The 14,922-nt window shown below is 64.0% G+C and carries 15 protein-coding genes; 10 read left to right on the top strand and 5 right to left on the bottom strand.

What is annotated here, in order from left to right:
• The first annotated feature begins 65 nt into the window (after window positions 1-65).
• The 5 genes from KHY18_RS09255 (at window position 66) to KHY18_RS09235 (ending at window position 6,688) form a co-directional block, all read left to right on the top strand.
• The gene (locus KHY18_RS09255; RefSeq protein WP_213298390.1) at window positions 66-1,895 is read left to right on the top strand and encodes an extracellular solute-binding protein; all 1,830 of its coding nucleotides are present in this window, start codon (window positions 66-68) and stop codon (window positions 1,893-1,895) included.
• A gap of 10 nt (window positions 1,896-1,905) precedes the next feature.
• A complete protein-coding gene (locus tag KHY18_RS09250) occupies window positions 1,906-2,937 on the top strand; it encodes a microcin C ABC transporter permease YejB (RefSeq protein ID WP_213298388.1) in 1,032 nt (343 codons plus the stop codon).
• The gene (locus tag KHY18_RS09245; protein ID WP_213298386.1) at window positions 2,903-4,024 is read left to right on the top strand and encodes an ABC transporter permease; all 1,122 of its coding nucleotides are present in this window, start codon (window positions 2,903-2,905) and stop codon (window positions 4,022-4,024) included. The genes KHY18_RS09250 and KHY18_RS09245 overlap by 35 nt, the downstream gene beginning before the upstream one ends.
• Complete coding sequence (locus tag KHY18_RS09240) at window positions 4,021-5,637, top strand: ABC transporter ATP-binding protein (protein ID WP_213298384.1); 1,617 nt, start codon at window positions 4,021-4,023, stop codon at window positions 5,635-5,637. Before KHY18_RS09245 ends, KHY18_RS09240 begins: the two co-directional genes overlap by 4 nt.
• Before the next feature lie 163 nt (window positions 5,638-5,800).
• Window positions 5,801-6,688: an alpha/beta fold hydrolase gene (locus tag KHY18_RS09235; protein ID WP_249729017.1), complete on the top strand. Its 888-nt coding sequence runs from the start codon at window positions 5,801-5,803 to the stop codon at window positions 6,686-6,688.
• Between the two features lie 13 nt (window positions 6,689-6,701).
• Here KHY18_RS09235 and KHY18_RS09230 read toward each other — a convergent pair whose 3' ends face one another.
• On the bottom strand, window positions 6,702-7,349 hold the full coding sequence (locus KHY18_RS09230; RefSeq protein WP_213298380.1) for a lipocalin family protein: 648 nt from the start codon (window positions 7,347-7,349) through the stop codon (window positions 6,702-6,704).
• A 207-nt stretch (window positions 7,350-7,556) separates the two neighbouring features.
• Window positions 7,557-9,350 (bottom strand): ABC transporter ATP-binding protein, encoded by a 1,794-nt coding sequence (locus tag KHY18_RS09225; protein WP_213298378.1) that lies wholly within the window; start codon window positions 9,348-9,350, stop codon window positions 7,557-7,559.
• Between the two features lie 179 nt (window positions 9,351-9,529).
• Here KHY18_RS09225 and KHY18_RS09220 point away from each other — a divergent pair, with 179 nt between their 5' ends.
• The gene (locus KHY18_RS09220; protein ID WP_213298376.1) at window positions 9,530-9,697 is read left to right on the top strand and encodes a hypothetical protein; all 168 of its coding nucleotides are present in this window, start codon (window positions 9,530-9,532) and stop codon (window positions 9,695-9,697) included.
• Window positions 9,698-9,762: 65 nt separating this feature from the next.
• Here the strand turns inward: KHY18_RS09220 and KHY18_RS09215 are convergent, their stop codons facing one another.
• From KHY18_RS09215 to KHY18_RS09205, 3 genes are read right to left on the bottom strand one after another with little or no spacing between them, the layout of a single operon-like run.
• The gene (locus KHY18_RS09215) at window positions 9,763-10,095 is read right to left on the bottom strand and encodes a chaperone modulator CbpM (RefSeq protein WP_213298374.1); all 333 of its coding nucleotides are present in this window, start codon (window positions 10,093-10,095) and stop codon (window positions 9,763-9,765) included.
• A gap of 21 nt (window positions 10,096-10,116) precedes the next feature.
• On the bottom strand, window positions 10,117-11,070 hold the full coding sequence (locus KHY18_RS09210) for a DnaJ C-terminal domain-containing protein (protein ID WP_213298371.1): 954 nt from the start codon (window positions 11,068-11,070) through the stop codon (window positions 10,117-10,119).
• Between the two features lie 27 nt (window positions 11,071-11,097).
• Window positions 11,098-11,682, bottom strand: coding sequence for a lipocalin family protein (locus KHY18_RS09205; protein WP_213298368.1), 585 nt, complete (start codon window positions 11,680-11,682; stop codon window positions 11,098-11,100).
• A 260-nt stretch (window positions 11,683-11,942) separates the two neighbouring features.
• On the opposite strand from KHY18_RS09205, the gene KHY18_RS09200 reads away from it, so the two are divergent.
• The 4 genes from KHY18_RS09200 to KHY18_RS09185 form a co-directional block, all read left to right on the top strand.
• Complete coding sequence (locus KHY18_RS09200) at window positions 11,943-12,134, top strand: hypothetical protein (protein ID WP_213298366.1); 192 nt, start codon at window positions 11,943-11,945, stop codon at window positions 12,132-12,134.
• Window positions 12,131-13,303, top strand: a complete 1,173-nt coding sequence (locus tag KHY18_RS09195; protein WP_213298364.1) for a hypothetical protein — start codon at window positions 12,131-12,133, stop codon at window positions 13,301-13,303. The genes KHY18_RS09200 and KHY18_RS09195 overlap by 4 nt, the downstream gene beginning before the upstream one ends.
• A 266-nt stretch (window positions 13,304-13,569) precedes the next feature.
• Complete coding sequence (locus KHY18_RS09190; protein ID WP_249729012.1) at window positions 13,570-14,226, top strand: c-type cytochrome; 657 nt, start codon at window positions 13,570-13,572, stop codon at window positions 14,224-14,226.
• Window positions 14,226-14,922 (top strand): cytochrome c (locus tag KHY18_RS09185; RefSeq protein ID WP_249729011.1); only part of this gene is annotated, 697 nt, incomplete at its 3' end. The genes KHY18_RS09190 and KHY18_RS09185, both read left to right, overlap by 1 nt.

Raw genomic sequence — 14,922 nt, 5'->3', positions numbered from 1 at the left:
AATTCTGTTGTGCGCGGCGACCGGGCGATGGACGCATCCGGTCAAGGCTAGGGCAGAATTGTCTCATGCGCTACTGGATGTTTTCTCTGCTGTTGATGGGTGCTTCTCCTGCCTGGAGCGCGCATGCGTATGCTTTGTGGGGGGCGCCGCGCTATCCCGCGGGCTTCACGCATTTCGATTACGTCAACCCGCAGGCGCCCAAAGGCGGCGAATTGCGGCTGGTGAGCAACCTTCGGGTGTCCACTTTCGACAAGTACAACCCGTTCACCATCAAGGGCAATGCGCCCGCTTATCTGTCGAACCTGATGTTCGACACGCTGCTCACGGGCTCGCTCGACGAGACCGCGACCGGCTACGGTTTGCTGGCCGAAGATGTGGACGTCGCGCCCGACGGCCTGTCGGCCACGTTTCGGCTGCGGCGCGAGGCGCGCTTTCACAACGGCAAGCCCGTGCTCGCCAAGGACGTGAAGTACAGCTACGAGACGCTGATCGGCCAATACACGTCGCCGGCCTACAAGACGCTGCTGATCGACGTCGCTGGCGCCGACGTGGTCGATGAGCGCACGGTGCGCTTTCGTTTTCACGTGCCCAACCGCGAGCTGCCGCTGACCGTGGGCGGCTTGCCCATCTTCAGCCCCGACTGGGCGCGCGGCGCCGACGGCAAGGTCAAGCCGTTTGACCAGGTGGTGATGGAGACACCGATAGGCAGCGGCGCCTACCGTGTGGGCCCGGTGCGTTTCGGCAAAGACATCACCTATGTGCTCGACCCCAACTATTGGGCCAAGGACCTGGGCGTGCGCAAGGGCACGGCCAACTTCGAGCGCGTGAGCGTCAAGATCTACAAGGACAACACCGCGCGGCTCGAAGCCCTCAAGGCCGGCGAGTTCGATTTGATGCGCGTGTACAGCGCGGGCGACTGGGCGCGGCGCATCAGCGGCAAGCGCTTCACCACGGGCGAGCTGGTCAAGGGCGAGTTCGAACACAAGCTGCCCTCGGGCTTCCAGAGCTATGTGCTCAACACGCGCCGACCGCTGCTGCAGGACGCCCGGGTGCGCGAAGCCCTCGATCTGGCGATGGACTACGAGTGGATGAACCGCCAGATGTTCTATGGCTCGTACTACCGCGTGCGCGGCATGTTCGGCAACACGGCCTGCGAGACCCGCGGCCTGCCCAGCGCCGCCGAGCTGGCGCTGATGGAGCCCTGGCGCGCGCAGATTCCCGCGGCCGCATTCGGCGAAATGTACAGCCCGCCGCGCACCGATCCACCCAGCTCGCTGCGCGAGAATCTGCGCCGCGCGCAGCAGCTGCTGCGCGATGCTGGCTGGACCGTGCAGGGAGGCGTGCTGCGCAATGCCGCCGGCCAGGAGCTGGAGCTCGAATACCTCGACAGCGGCGAAGGCAGCCTGCGCACCGTCGCACCCTGGCAGCGCAATCTCGAAAAGCTGGGCATCAAGCTCAAATACCGCGCCGTCGATTTCGCGCTGTTCCAGCAGCGGCTGCAGAAATTCGATTTCGACATGGCGACCATCGTCTTCCAGGGTACGCACAACCCGGGCCAGGAGTTCGCCGACCTGTTCGGCAGCAAGGCCGCCGACACCGAAGATTCGGGGAACTATGCGGGCGTCAAGAGCCCGGCCGTCGATGCGCTGATCAAGGCCATCACCACGGCCAAGTCGCAGGAAGAATTGCTGCCCGCCTGCCATGCGCTGGAACGCGTGATCGCGCACAGCCACTATCTGATTCCGCAGTGGAGCGCGGGCACGCACCGCATGGTCTACAACGCCTGGCGCCTGCAACGCCCCGAGACCGTGCCGCCTTACGCCACGGGCGAGCTCTGGGCCCTGGACACCTGGTGGGCCAAGCTGCCGCCGCAAACCTCGGCCCAGCCGCGCTAGAAAGACCGCCATGTTCGTCTATATCCTCAAGCGGCTGCTGCTGATGGTGCCCACGCTGCTGGGCGTGCTGCTGCTGACTTTCGTCGTGATCCAGTTCGTTCCCGGCGGGCCGGTGGAGCAATATCTGGCCGAAGCCAAGGCCGGCGTGGGCGGTGCGACGGGCGGCGGCGGCGGCATGAACTACCGCGGCGCCCAGGGCGTGGACCCGCAGCGCCTGGAGCAGATCAAGGCGCTCTACGGTTTCGACAAGCCCGCGCACGAGCGCTTCTTCCAGATGCTGGGCCAGTTCGCGCGCTTCGATCTGGGCCGCAGCTTTTTCCACAACAAGGCGGTCTGGGACCTGGTGGTCGAGAAGCTGCCGGTGTCGATCAGCCTGGGGCTGTGGACTTTCCTGATCAGCTATCTCGTCGCCGTGCCGCTGGGCGTGGCCAAGGCCGTGCGCGCGGGCTCGCGCTTCGATCTGGTGACCACGCTGGCGATTCTTGTGGGCTATGCGATTCCGGGCTTCGTGCTGGGCGTGGCGCTGCTGGTGATCTTCGGCGGCCAGCTGCAGTGGTTTCCGCTGCGCGGGCTGACCTCGGCCAACTGGGAGCAGCTGAGCTGGGGCGCGCGCATCGTCGACTACCTCTGGCATATCGCGCTGCCGATCACGGCCATGGTCGCGGGCAGCTTTGCCGTCACGGCCATGCTGACCAAGAATGCCTTCCTTGAAGAAATCAGAAAGCAGTACGTGCTCACCGCGCGCGCCAAGGGCCTGAGCGAGCGCCAGGTGCTGTGGAAGCATGTGTTCCGCAACGCGCTGATTCCCATCATCACCGGCTTTCCCGCGGCGTTCATCGGCGCCTTCTTCGCGGGCTCGCTGCTGATCGAAACCCTGTTCTCGCTCGACGGCCTGGGGCTGCTGAGCTATGAAAGCGTGATCCGGCGCGACTATCCCGTCGTGCTCGGAACCCTGTACCTGTTCACGCTGATCGGCCTGGTGACCAAGCTGATCAGCGACCTTTGCTATGTCTGGGTGGATCCACGTGTCAAGTTCGACTGACCCCGTTCAAGCCGCGGTGGCGCGCGCCGCTGCGCCAGCGCCTTCGCTGTCGCCCGCGCGCCGCGCCTGGCAGCGCTTCGAGCGCAACCGGCTGGGCTACTGGAGCCTGATCGTTTTCTGCGCCATGGTGCTGCTGAGCCTGGGCGCCGAGCTGTTGAGCAACGACCGACCCATCGTCGTGCATTACCAGGGCCAGACCTACTGGCCGTTGTGGAACGACTACCCTGAAACGACGTTCGGCGGCGACTTCGAGACCACCACCGACTACCTCGACCCGTTCATCGCGCAGCGCCTGGACGCGCCAGGCAACTGGGCGGTCTACACGCTCAACCGCTACGGCCCGCAGTCGATCAACTATTTTGCCGAGCTGCCCAACCCGTCGCCGCCCAGCGCGGCCAACTGGCTGGGCACCGACGACCGCGGCCGCGATCTGCTGGCGCAGCTGATCTATGGCTTTCGCGTGAGCGTGCTGTTCGCGCTGGCGCTCACGGTGACCGGCGTGCTGCTGGGCGTGATCACGGGCGCGATCCAGGGATTTTTCGGCGGCAAGACCGATTTGGCCTTTCAGCGCTTCATAGAAATCTGGGGCTCCATGCCCGAGCTGTATCTGCTGATCATCTTCAGCGCGCTGTTCGCGCCCAGCATCTCCTTGCTGCTGGTGCTGCTGAGCCTGTTCGGCTGGATGGGGCTGTCCGACTATGTGCGCGCCGAGTTCCTGCGCAACCGCCAGCTCGACTATGTGAAGGCGGCGCGCGCGCTGGGCGTGGGCAATGCGCAGATCATCTGGCGCCACATCCTGCCCAACAGTCTCACGCCCGTGGTCACTTTCCTGCCGTTTCGCATGAGCGCTGCGGTTCTGGCGCTGACTTCGCTCGACTTCCTGGGCCTGGGCGTGCCGCCGGGCACACCCAGCCTGGGCGAGCTGCTGAGCCAGGGCAAGAACAGCATTGACGCCTGGTGGATTTCTCTCGGTACGTTCGCCGTGCTGGTCAGCACTTTGCTGCTGCTGACTTTCATGGGAGACGCGCTGCGCGATGCGCTCGACCCGCGCAAGGCCCAGATATCGGACAAGGCGGAACGCAAATGAACGCAACTACTACGCCCCTGCTCGAAGTGCGTGACCTGCAGGTGCGCTTTGGCGACAAGCAGGTGGTGCACGGCGTGAACTTCGTGCTGAGCGCCGGCGAGAAGCTGGCCCTGGTCGGCGAGTCGGGCTCGGGCAAGACCGTGACCGCGCTGTCGCTGCTGCGCCTGGCCGGCGACGCCCACCTCAGCGGCCAGGTGCTGTTCGACGGCCGCGATCTGCTGGCGCTGTCGGAGCGCGAAATGCGCGGCGTGCGCGGCGGCGACGTGGCGATGATTTTCCAGGAGCCGATGACGGCACTGAACCCGCTGATGACCGTCGGCGATCAGATCGCCGAAGTGCTGCAGCTCAAGCAGTCGCTGTCGGTGGCCCAGGCCGGCAAGCAGGCCGTCGAATTGCTCGCGACCACCGGTATTCCCGAACCCGAGCGGCGTGCGCGTTCGTTCGCCCACCAGCTCAGCGGCGGCCAGCGCCAGCGCGCGATGATCGCGATGGCGCTGGCCTCATCGCCCAAGCTGCTGCTCGCCGACGAACCGACGACGGCGCTCGATGTCACGCTGCGCATGCAGATTCTGGAGCTGCTGGGCGACCTGCAGCGCCAGACCGGCATGGCGCTGCTGCTGATCACCCATGACCTGAACCTGGTGCGCCGCTTTGCTGATCGCGCCGCGGTCATGGAGCGTGGCCTGCTGGTCGAGCAAGGCCCGGTGCAGCAGATTTTTTCCCATCCGCAGCATGCCTATACGCGCCGCCTGATCGGCAGCGTGCCGCAGCGCGATGTGGTCGAAGCACCGCCGCGCGCCGACCAGGCGCTGGTCGAGACCCAGCAGCTGCAGGTGCGCTATGCGACCCCGTTGCCCGGGCTGCGCGGCTGGTTTCGCAAAGGCGAGTTTGTCGCCGTCAAGGGTGTCGATCTGCGCCTGCTGCCGCACCACACCCTGGGCATCGTGGGTGAATCGGGCTCGGGCAAGTCGACGCTGGCCCAGGCCATTCTGGGCCTGTTGCCGTCCGAAGGCCAGCTGCGCATCAACGGCCGGGCCTGGCATCAGCCGGCCACGCGCAACAGCCCCGCGAACCAGGCGCTGCGCCGCAGCGTGCAAGTCGTGTTCCAGGACCCGTTCTCTTCGCTGTCGCCGCGGCTGACCGTCGAGGAGATCGTCGGCGAAGGCTTGCACGTGCATGCGTCCACGAGCGTGCCGGTGGAGCGCCGCCAGCGCGTGGAGCAGGCCCTGGCCGATGTGGGCCTGACCGAGCTGCAGTACCCGGGCCTGCTGCAGCGCTATCCGCATGAGTTTTCCGGCGGCCAGCGCCAGCGGCTGGCGATTGCGCGCGCGCTGATCGTGCAGCCGCAGTTGCTGGTGCTCGACGAGCCCACCAGCGCGCTCGACGTGACCGTGCAGCAGCAGGTGCTGGCCTTGCTGCAGCGGCTGCAAAAGGAGCGCGGCCTGAGCTATCTGCTGATCACCCACGACGTGGAAGTGATACGCGCCATGGCCCACGACGTGATGGTCATGAAAGACGGCGAAGTGCTGGAAGCCGGCCCCGTGTCGCAGGTGCTCGACGCCCCGCGCCATCCTTATACCCAGCGCCTGGTGGCCGCGGCGACGCTCTCTTAGTCCTTGGCATTCAATTCGTGAATTGAATGCACTAGTGAAGTAAATCCAAAGCCACTGATACCCATTTGTTTCTCCATATCATGGGTCGCATATTTGCCACCAGGAGAACACCATGACCGCCGCCCCTGCAGACCTTGCCGTAGCCAAGGATGCCGCTGACTTGATGGCGGGCCTGCACCCGCAGCAGGTGGTGGTCGATGAAGATGTGCAACTGCACGCCTGGGTCGGCGGCCAGGGGCCGGCGCTGCTGCTGGTGCATGGCCATCCGCAAACGGCCGTCATCTGGCACAAGCTCGTTCCCACGCTGTCACGGCACTTCACGCTGGTCGTTCCCGACCTGCGCGGCTATGGCGATTCTTCCAAGCCCCGGGGCGATGCCGACCATGCGAACTACAGCAAGCGCCGCATGGCGCGCGATTTGCTGGCGCTGATGCAGCAGCTGGGCCATGCACGCTTCAGCGTGCTGGCCCATGACCGCGGCGCGCGCGTTGCCCACAGGCTGGCCATGGACCACGCTTCAGCGATAGAGCGGCTGGTGCTGCTCGACATCGCCCCCACGCTGGCGATGTACGAGCAGACCAGCGAGGATTTCGCGCGCGCCTACTGGCACTGGTTCTTTCTGATCCAGCCCGCGCCGCTGCCCGAGCGCCTGATCGAGGCCGACGCCGGGGCCTATGTGCGTGATGTGATGGGCGGGCGCAGCGCGGGGCTGGCGCCGTTCGATGCGCGTGCGCTCAATGAATACATGCGCTGTCTGGCCTTGCCAGGCGCGGCCCATGGCATCTGCGAGGATTACCGCGCCGCGGCCGGCATAGACCTGGTGCACGAGCGCGAAGACCGGGAACGGGGCCGGCGCCTGACCATGCCGCTGCTGGTGCTGTGGGGCGAGCAGGGCGTGGTCCACCGCTGCTTTGAGCCGCTCAAGGAATGGCAGAAACTCGCGGACAACGTACGCGGCCATCCCTTGCCTTGCGGCCACTACATCGCGGAAGAGGCGCCGCAGGCACTGCTCGACGCCGCGCTGCCGTTCCTGCAGGGGCAGGGCGCCTGACCCGGCGGAACGCTCAGCTGCCCGTGGGGTTGGCGCCGTCTTGCATGACCCACAGAATGCGGTCCAGATCGATGCCGATCTGCTGGGCCTGGGACAGCAGATGCTGGCGCACGCCACTGGGCAGCACCGGGGTGCGCGAGAGAATCCAGAAGGCGTCGAGACTCGAGCCCACGACCATGGCCCAGCGGTACTGCTCGTCGAGCGCGACCACGTGGTAGCCCGCGTAGAACGGACCGAAGAACGACACCTTGAGCGCGGCTTCGTCCGAACTGTGGATGAACTGCGCCTTGCCGCGCGCTTCTTCCCAGCGATTGCGCCGCGGATCGAAGCCGCGGTTCACTACCTGTACGCTGCCGTTGGGCGCGAGGCTGTATTCGGCGCGCGTGCGCACCAGGCCTTTTTCGAAACGCTGGTCTATGCGCGCGACTTCGTACCAGCGGCCCAGATAACGCGAGACATCGAAATTGCCCACGGGCTGCACCGAGGCCGGGCGGGGCGGGGTGCGCAAGGCCATCCACGCCAGATAGGCAATCGCGCCCGCGCCGACCGCAAGCGCTGCCGTGGAGCCGTGGCGCCTGGCCGCGGCCGGCAGTTGATCGTAGTCCAGGCGACTGCGCAGGTCATCGAACGAGGGCAGTTGGCGAGGGGTGTGACGCGGCATAGAACTCCTTGGACAGCGTTGAACGAAAACCTGCGAAGGCGGCGGGGCCCAGGCCCGGCACAGGTCATCAGCACTTTTATAGTGAGGGCGGGTACGCCCATATCAACAATCTACCCCGTGCGGCGCGCAGCGCATGTAGGTGTTTGCTGGCATGCGTTGGTCAGCGAAGGACGACGTTTGCGCGCGGCCAGGCGCGCTAGCTGCGCACTATTCGTCGGTCGGCGCGGCTTGCGGCGTCAACGCGCCCAGCGGTCTGCCGGCCGGACGTTCGCCGATCTGCTGGCGCCACATCGCGTAGTACAGGCCCTTGTGCGCGAGCAATTCGGCGTGGCTGCCGGATTCGACGATGCGCCCGCGCTCGAGCACCATGATGGTCTGTGCATGCAGGATGGTCGACAGTCTGTGGGCGATCAGCAGCGTGATGCGGTTGGCCTGCTGCGACACGCGGCGCACCGTCGCGGTGATCTGTTCTTCAGTCAGCGAGTCCAGCGCGGAAGTGGCTTCGTCGAAGATCAGCAGCCGGGGATTGCGCACCAGCGCGCGCGCAATCGACAGCCGCTGCTTCTCGCCGCCCGACAGCCGAACGCCCGACTCGCCGATAGGCGTATCCAGGCCCAGCGGTGAGCGTTCGAGCAGGTGCAGGCACGAGGCCTGCTCCAGCGCCGTGAGGATGTCGGTGTCGGTGGCATCGGGTTTGACGAACAGCATGTTCTCGCGCAGCGTGCCGGCGAACAAATGGGTCTCCTGGGTCACGAAGCCGATCTGGCGGCGCACTTCGTTGTAGCGCAGCTGCTGCGTCGGTATGCCGTTGAACGCGATGGTGCCGGCCTGCGGCGTGTAAAGGCCCACCAGCAGCTTGACCAGCGTCGACTTGCCCGAGCCCGAAGGCCCGACAAAGGCGATGGTGTCGCCCAGTTTGGCGGAGAACGACACGCCGTCGAGCGCCTTGTCGCTCGCGCCCTGGTGCTGGAATTCGACCTGGTCGAAACTCAGGTCCTGCACCAGGCCCACGCGCTGCGGGTTGGCGGGGCGCTTCTCGACGGGCTTCTTCATCAGCGTGTCGAAGTTCAGCAGCGACGCTTCGGCCTCGCGCCAGGCGACGATGATGTTGCCCAGCTCCTGCAGCGGCGCGAAGATCGCCACCGAAATGAACTGCATGGCGATCAGCTCGCCGGTGCTCAGCACGTCGCGAAAGATCAGCCACAGCAGCGCGAACAGAATGCCCAGCTTGAGCAGGCTCAGCGTCGAGCCCTGCAGGAACGACAGCAGCCGAATGCGCTTGACCTTGAGCATTTCGAGCGCAAAGATCTTCTCGGTCTGGGCCTGCAGGCGGCGCACTTCGGGGAAAGTGAGCCCCAGACTCTTGATCAGTTCGATGTTGCGCAGCGACTCGGTGATGAAGCCCGAGTTGCGGTTGGTCTCGCGCACGATGGAGCGCTGCTGGTTGCGAATTTCGCGGCTCAGCAGGCCCGTGAGGCCGCCGAGCACCAGCACGCCGATCAGAAACACCGGCACCAGCGCCCAATGCCGCGTGACCGAATACCAGACCAGAAAGCTGATGCCCACCACGGCCGCAAACACGGTGTTGATGAACGTGTTGATGAAGCGCTCGCTGTCGGAGCGCGCCTTCTGCAGCAGCGACAAGGTTTCGCCGGTGCGCATTTCGGCGAACTCCTGGTACTTGAGCCGCATCACCTGGCGCAGGCCGTCGTTGAACAGTTGCGTGCCGAGTTTCTGCACCACCAGTCGCGTCACATATTCCTGCAGCGCCCTGGCCAGGCGCGAACCTATGGCCACGACCACGGCCAGGCCCAGCAGTCTCAGCACGCCCGAAATCAGTTCGGCATCGGTCTTGTCGCCGGGATGCACCGCATAGCCGTCGATGATCTTGCCGAAAATGATGGGGTCCACGAGCGCCAGCACCTGGCTGATCGCGGCCAGCAGCAGTGCCAGCCAGGCGAGTCGCGCATGGGGTTTCAGGTAGGTCCAGAGTATGTGCATAGCCGACTCTTATCCACTCTCCTGTGGGACTGCGCTGTCGGACAGAAGCGCATTGCAGGCGTGCAAACCTCAGCTTCGCAGCGATAACGCGCATCCGCGTATGACTTTGCCGTTCAGGCCGGTCCCAGGCTGTGGCCTAATAGCGGCTTCAAATCGCTTTTTTCATTGAAGGACATCCCATGGGCAACAAGATCGTTACCGAAGCCGACCGCAAGTTCACGCCCCAGCCTCCCCTGCCTAACGGTTACAGCCTGCCTACGGCTGGCCGTGGTCAGCGCGTGAGCAAGGAACGTGGCGTGGCCACGCGCTCGAAGAAGAACGCTGGCAAGCGTCCGCACCAAGGCTAAGCCGTTGCTGCTTCGCTGAAAAAAAAGCCCTCTCGAGGGCTTTTTTGCTTTTTGGCGTCGCCGCGTCAACGTCGGCCGTCGCCGCGTTCATGCAGCAATTTGCGCAGCGTCTGCACTTCCTCCATCAGGTCCGCGGCCAGCGCCGCAAGCTGGGGGTCGGCATCGAACGCGGTTTCCAGATGCGCAATGCGCCGCGCGCGCAGCAGCGTGTGGCTGCTGAAACGCCATTCGCCGCGGTCTTCGCCGCTGGCCGCATCGATCTGCAAAACCTCTTCGTGCACGCGCTGCACCACCCAGCCCGTGGGCTGGGCGCAGGCGTGCGCCAGCTGTGCGAGATCGAGCGCGGCCGTGTCCAGCACTTCGCAGGGCGTGCAGAAAGGGGAAGGGGCGGCAGTCATGGCATTTTCCTCATGGCAGGTTCAGGCGTTGCGCGCGTTGAAGTCGGGGAAGGCCTGCGAGAACGCTTCGTAGGCCTTGCGACTGGCTTCGTCATTGGCGGGCGGCAGCGTGATCTCCAGCAGCAGATACATATCTCCGGGCGTTGCCGCCGGCAGACCCTTGCCGCGCAGGCGCAGCTGCCGGCCTTTTTTCCAGCCCGCGGGCACATTGACTTCGAGCGTGCCGGCCAGCGTGGTGACTTCGATCGGCCCGCCCAAGGCGGCTTCCCAGGGCGCGATGGCCACATGCTGGTAGACATCCTTGTCCTTGGCGTACCAGCGCGGGTCGGGGCGAAAGCGCACTTCGAGCAGCAGGTCGCCCGACATTCCATGACCCAGGCCCGGGCTGCCATGGCCGGCAAGGCGTATCAGCTGGCCTTCCTTGACTCCCTTGGGGATGGTGACCTGCAGCTCGCGGGTCTTTTCCACCGCCTGGCCCTGGGCATCGAGCGCGGCGCTGCGCACCTGCAGTGAGCGCTCGGTGCCGCGGTAGCTGTCTTCCAGGTCCAGCTCTATGACTGCATGGTGGTCGCGCCCCTTGCGGTCGGGCGGCGTCTGGCCGCGCGCATGGGTTTGCCGCGCATAGGCGCTGCGACCGAACAACTCGTCGAAGAAGTCGCTGTAGTCTTCGCTGCCCGGGCCGCCGTTCTGCTGGAATGAATGGCCTTGGTCCCAGTCTGGAGGAGGACGAAAGCCGCCGCGCGCGCCGTAGGTCTCGGCGGGTTCGGCGCTCAACTGGTCGTAGGCCGCGCGCTTTTCGGGATCGGACAGCACGGTGTTGGCCTCGTTGATCTCTGCCATGCGCGCCGCGGACTCGGGATCCTTGCTCAGATCGGGGTGGTGCTTGCGCGCCAGACGCCGGTAGGCTTTCTTGATGTCCTGCGCGCTGGCCGCGGGATCGACACCCAGGATCTTGTAATAGTCCTTGTAATCCATTCAGAGGTTCTCCGTGGCAGGTACAGGCTAGAGCAAAGGTGCGCCCTGGCGTTCCTGTGGAACCCAGAGCAGCTGTTCAGTGTTGACGCCAGCGGCGCGCGCCTGCTGCAGCAGCCGGCTGCGGTCTTCGGCGCGCAGGCTGGGCGTGCGCGACAGAACCCAGGCGCGATCGGTGCTCGCGCCGACCACCAGCGCCCAGCGGTAGTCGGTGTCGAGCGCCACCACATGGTAATCAGAGTATGCGCCTTGGGCTGAAATTTTCAATGCGCCTTCGTGGGCCGCGCCCGCGGGCAGGGCCAGGCTTTCGCGCTTGGTCCACTGCTTGCGCTCGGGATCGAGGCCCCGCTGCACCATGGCCAGCGAGCCATCGTCATTGCTGCGGTAGTACACACCGGTCTGTATCAGGCCTTGCTCGGCCGGGTGGTCGATGCGCGCCAGCACAAACCATTGCCCCGCATAGCGTGCGGCGTCGAAATTCTGGATGACTGCGATATCCCGCGGCGCGGGATGCGTATGGGCGCTCAGTCCGCAGGCGAAGACCAGGCCGCACAGCATCAGGATCAGCAGCCATTGGCGCGGCATAGGACTTCCATGGGACAGAGCGGCAGGCATGTTCGTCTCCCGAAGGTCGCCGCAATGGCGCGGCGTGAAGCCTCAATGTAGGTACTGGGCCGGCGGTGACATGTAGGCGGGAACTGGCATGGGGTGTCGGTAAAAACGGGGCAAGGCAGCGCCGTGTTGGCCGGTCGAAAAATGATCTGCGCATGCGAATGATGTGATTGGAATGGGCATGCGCGCGCCATAAAAATCGGCGAAATTTTGTGCGTCAATGTCTTGCGATTGAAATTTTTCTAGCTTTGGTTGGGGGTGTCATGACTGAAACGTCTCAAGCAAAGATGGTGGTTCGAATATTTTTGAATAAATATTCGATTCTTACAATGATTTTGATTTTTATTCATCAAGCTATCATTGCATTGTCGGCTGTGTTTTTGACAGATGCCATTGAGAATTTTCAAGAAGGACGTGACTACACGATAAGTTGGTTTTGTATTTTTGCTCCATGATTTTTCCATATATTCCAGGCTATCTCTCTTTTGTGACGTTGCAGAGGTGGATTGGAAAAAGCCATGTGGAATATATTGAGGCCCTGGTGAATTTTATAAGGGCTGGGGCTGACGTTTATAGGGATGCTGAAATGAGATCCCTGGTTGAGTCCGTTGCGGCAAGAAGCTCATTCATGATAATTAATGATGTGGTTTCATTTGTCCACAGATTTACAAGTTTCGTGTTGAACAGTTTTTTGAGTTTTCTGGTGATTGGTCTGATCCTGCCGGGAGATATCTTCTATGGGTACGTGGTCAGTCTGGCATTGTGCATAGTGCTGATAATTCTGACGCGCCGCTTCATAGAGAACGCGGCTTCGGTAGCCGAGCTCAGTTTTTTGAAGTATTCCTCGGCGCTGGGTGACATGTGGCCGAATGTCTCCTTGGGAAACAGGATGAATCGTCAGGCGTGGCAGCGTCGATTCGACACGGTCTCTGCTGTTTATTATGAAAACAAGATCGCGTTGGAAATAAAGAAGCAATTCATCAGCTTTCTTCTCTCCATGTTCTCAGTGCTGCCCACAGTTTATCTCTTGTGGCTTGCTGTCAATGGGCAAGCCAGTGCTCCGTTGATCGCTGTCATTATTGTCAATTTGACGAGAATTTTTCACATATTGAGCTCTTTGAGTGCGCTCGTTTCGGAGAGTCTGGACTGGACTGCGGAGTGGGCCAGGGTGAAGGTGCTCCTGGGGGTGTTTAGCATGTCTCGCGGTGCTGCGCAAAAAAATGGTTTTGTTTCCGATGAAATAACAGTGAATGGTTCTCCGATGGGCGATCCGGGTGGGTTTGTCAATGAGCTTGTAAAGCAGGGCACTGGTCGGTATACGATTCGTGGTGGCAATGGCTCTGGAAAATCCACCATGATGCTGAGGTTGAAGAGGGCGATCGGCGAGAGCGCTGTTTATTTTCCGCCAGGGGAGCCTGGACTGTATTGGTCCGCAGAGGTTGCTGGCACTTCAACGGGGCAGCAGGTTTTGCAGGCACTTCGTGAAATCGTTGCGCAAAAGGATGTGACCCATCTTCTTCTGGATGAATGGGATGCCAACCTGGACAAAGCGAATGTGGCCATGTGGAGTGATGTGCTCGAGCGTGAGTCCGGGAGCAGGGTGGTTGTCGAGGTGAGGCATTGAGTCGCGGGACAAGGTGCCGGCTGCAGGGTTTCAAGCCCCTTTGGCTACTGGCACTCTCCCTCTACCCAGGCGTGGCCGCACCCCTTAGATTGGAGCGTTCCGAAGTTCAATCAGAGGCGTGTCCAATGGGTTTATCAATGGGGGTGGGGGCGGGCGCATACGTGCATCGCAACGGCCTTTTCCGCGTTTTTTCCCATCCACTCGGTGTTGCAGCGCTGTTCGGTACCTTGGCACTGGGCGCGCAGGCGCAGCAAAATCCACCCGAGATGGCGCCCGTCGATTCGATGGCCTGGCGCGTCAAGGCCTGCAGTGCCTGCCATGGCGACCAGGGGCGGGCCAGCCCCGAAGGCTATTTCCCGCGGCTCGCGGGCAAGCCGGCCGATTACCTGTTTCGGCAGATGCTCAATTTTCGCGACGGCCGGCGCAGCCACACGCAGATGTCCTATCTGCTCGCCAACCTGACCGATGACTATCTGCGCGAAATGGCGGGCTACTTTGCGCAGCGCGAGGTGCCGTATCCCGCGCCGCTGCGGCCGCAGGCTTCGGCCGCGGTGCTGGCCCAGGGGCAGGCGCTGGTCATGCAGGGTGATGCGGCGCGCGGTCTGCCCGCATGTGTTGCCTGCCATGGCGCGGCAATGACGGGCGTGCTGCCCGCCGTGCCCGGCCTGCTGGGGCTGTCGCGCGACTATCTCAACAGCCAGCTCGGCGCCTGGCGCACCGGCGCGCGCCATGCCCAGGCGCCCGATTGCATGGCCGCGATCGCGCGCAAGCTCTCGGTGCAGGAGGTGGGGGCGCTGTCGTCCTGGCTGGCCGCGCAGCCCGTACCCCAGGGCGGCAAGCCGCTGGCGCAGCTGCCCGGCGCCGCGCCCATGGCCTGCGCCGGCATGCATGCCGACAACGCCGCGCGCAAGGAGGGCCGGTAATGCACAAATCATCAATGCGCTGGCTGCTGGCGCTGGCCGGGTTGCTGCTCGCAGGCGTGGCCGTTGTCGTCTGGCTCAACCTGCGCGGTGAAGCCTCGGCGCCGCAATTGTTCCGCGAACCGGGCGCGGCCGTCGCGCCGGCTTCGCCCGACATGCTGGAAAAAGGCGCCTATCTGGCGCGCGCCGGCAACTGCATGGGCTGTCATACCGCGCAGGGCGGAGTGGAATATGCAGGTGGGCGCGCCATAGAGACGCCGTTTGGCGTGATCCATGCGCCCAATCTCACGCCCGATCCCGAAACGGGGCTGGGCCGCTGGACGCCCGATGCGTTCTGGCGCGCGCTGCACCACGGCCGTTCGCAGGACGGCCGCCTGCTGTACCCGGCCTTTCCCTATCCCCAATACACGCGCGTCGTGCGCGCCGATGCCGATGCGCTGTTCGCCTATCTGCAAAGCCTGGCGCCCGTTCATGCGCCGGCGAAAGCGCATCAGCTGTCGTTTCCGTTCAATACCCAGGCGGCACTGGCCGTCTGGCGCGCGCTGTATTTCCGCGCGCAGGAATGGCAGCCCGCGGCCGATGTGCCGGCCGAATGGAATCGCGGTGCCTATCTGGTGCAAGGCCTGGGCCATTGCGCGGCCTGCCATTCGGCACGCAACAGTTGGGGCGCGTCGGTGGAAGAAGGCATGTTGCGCGGCG

Source organism: Acidovorax sp. CCYZU-2555 (genome assembly GCF_018413525.1).
Lineage (GTDB): Bacteria > Pseudomonadota > Gammaproteobacteria > Burkholderiales > Burkholderiaceae_C > Comamonas.
The sequence above is the reverse complement of the archived record's forward strand: the minus strand, read 5'-3'. Positions and strand labels throughout refer to the sequence as shown.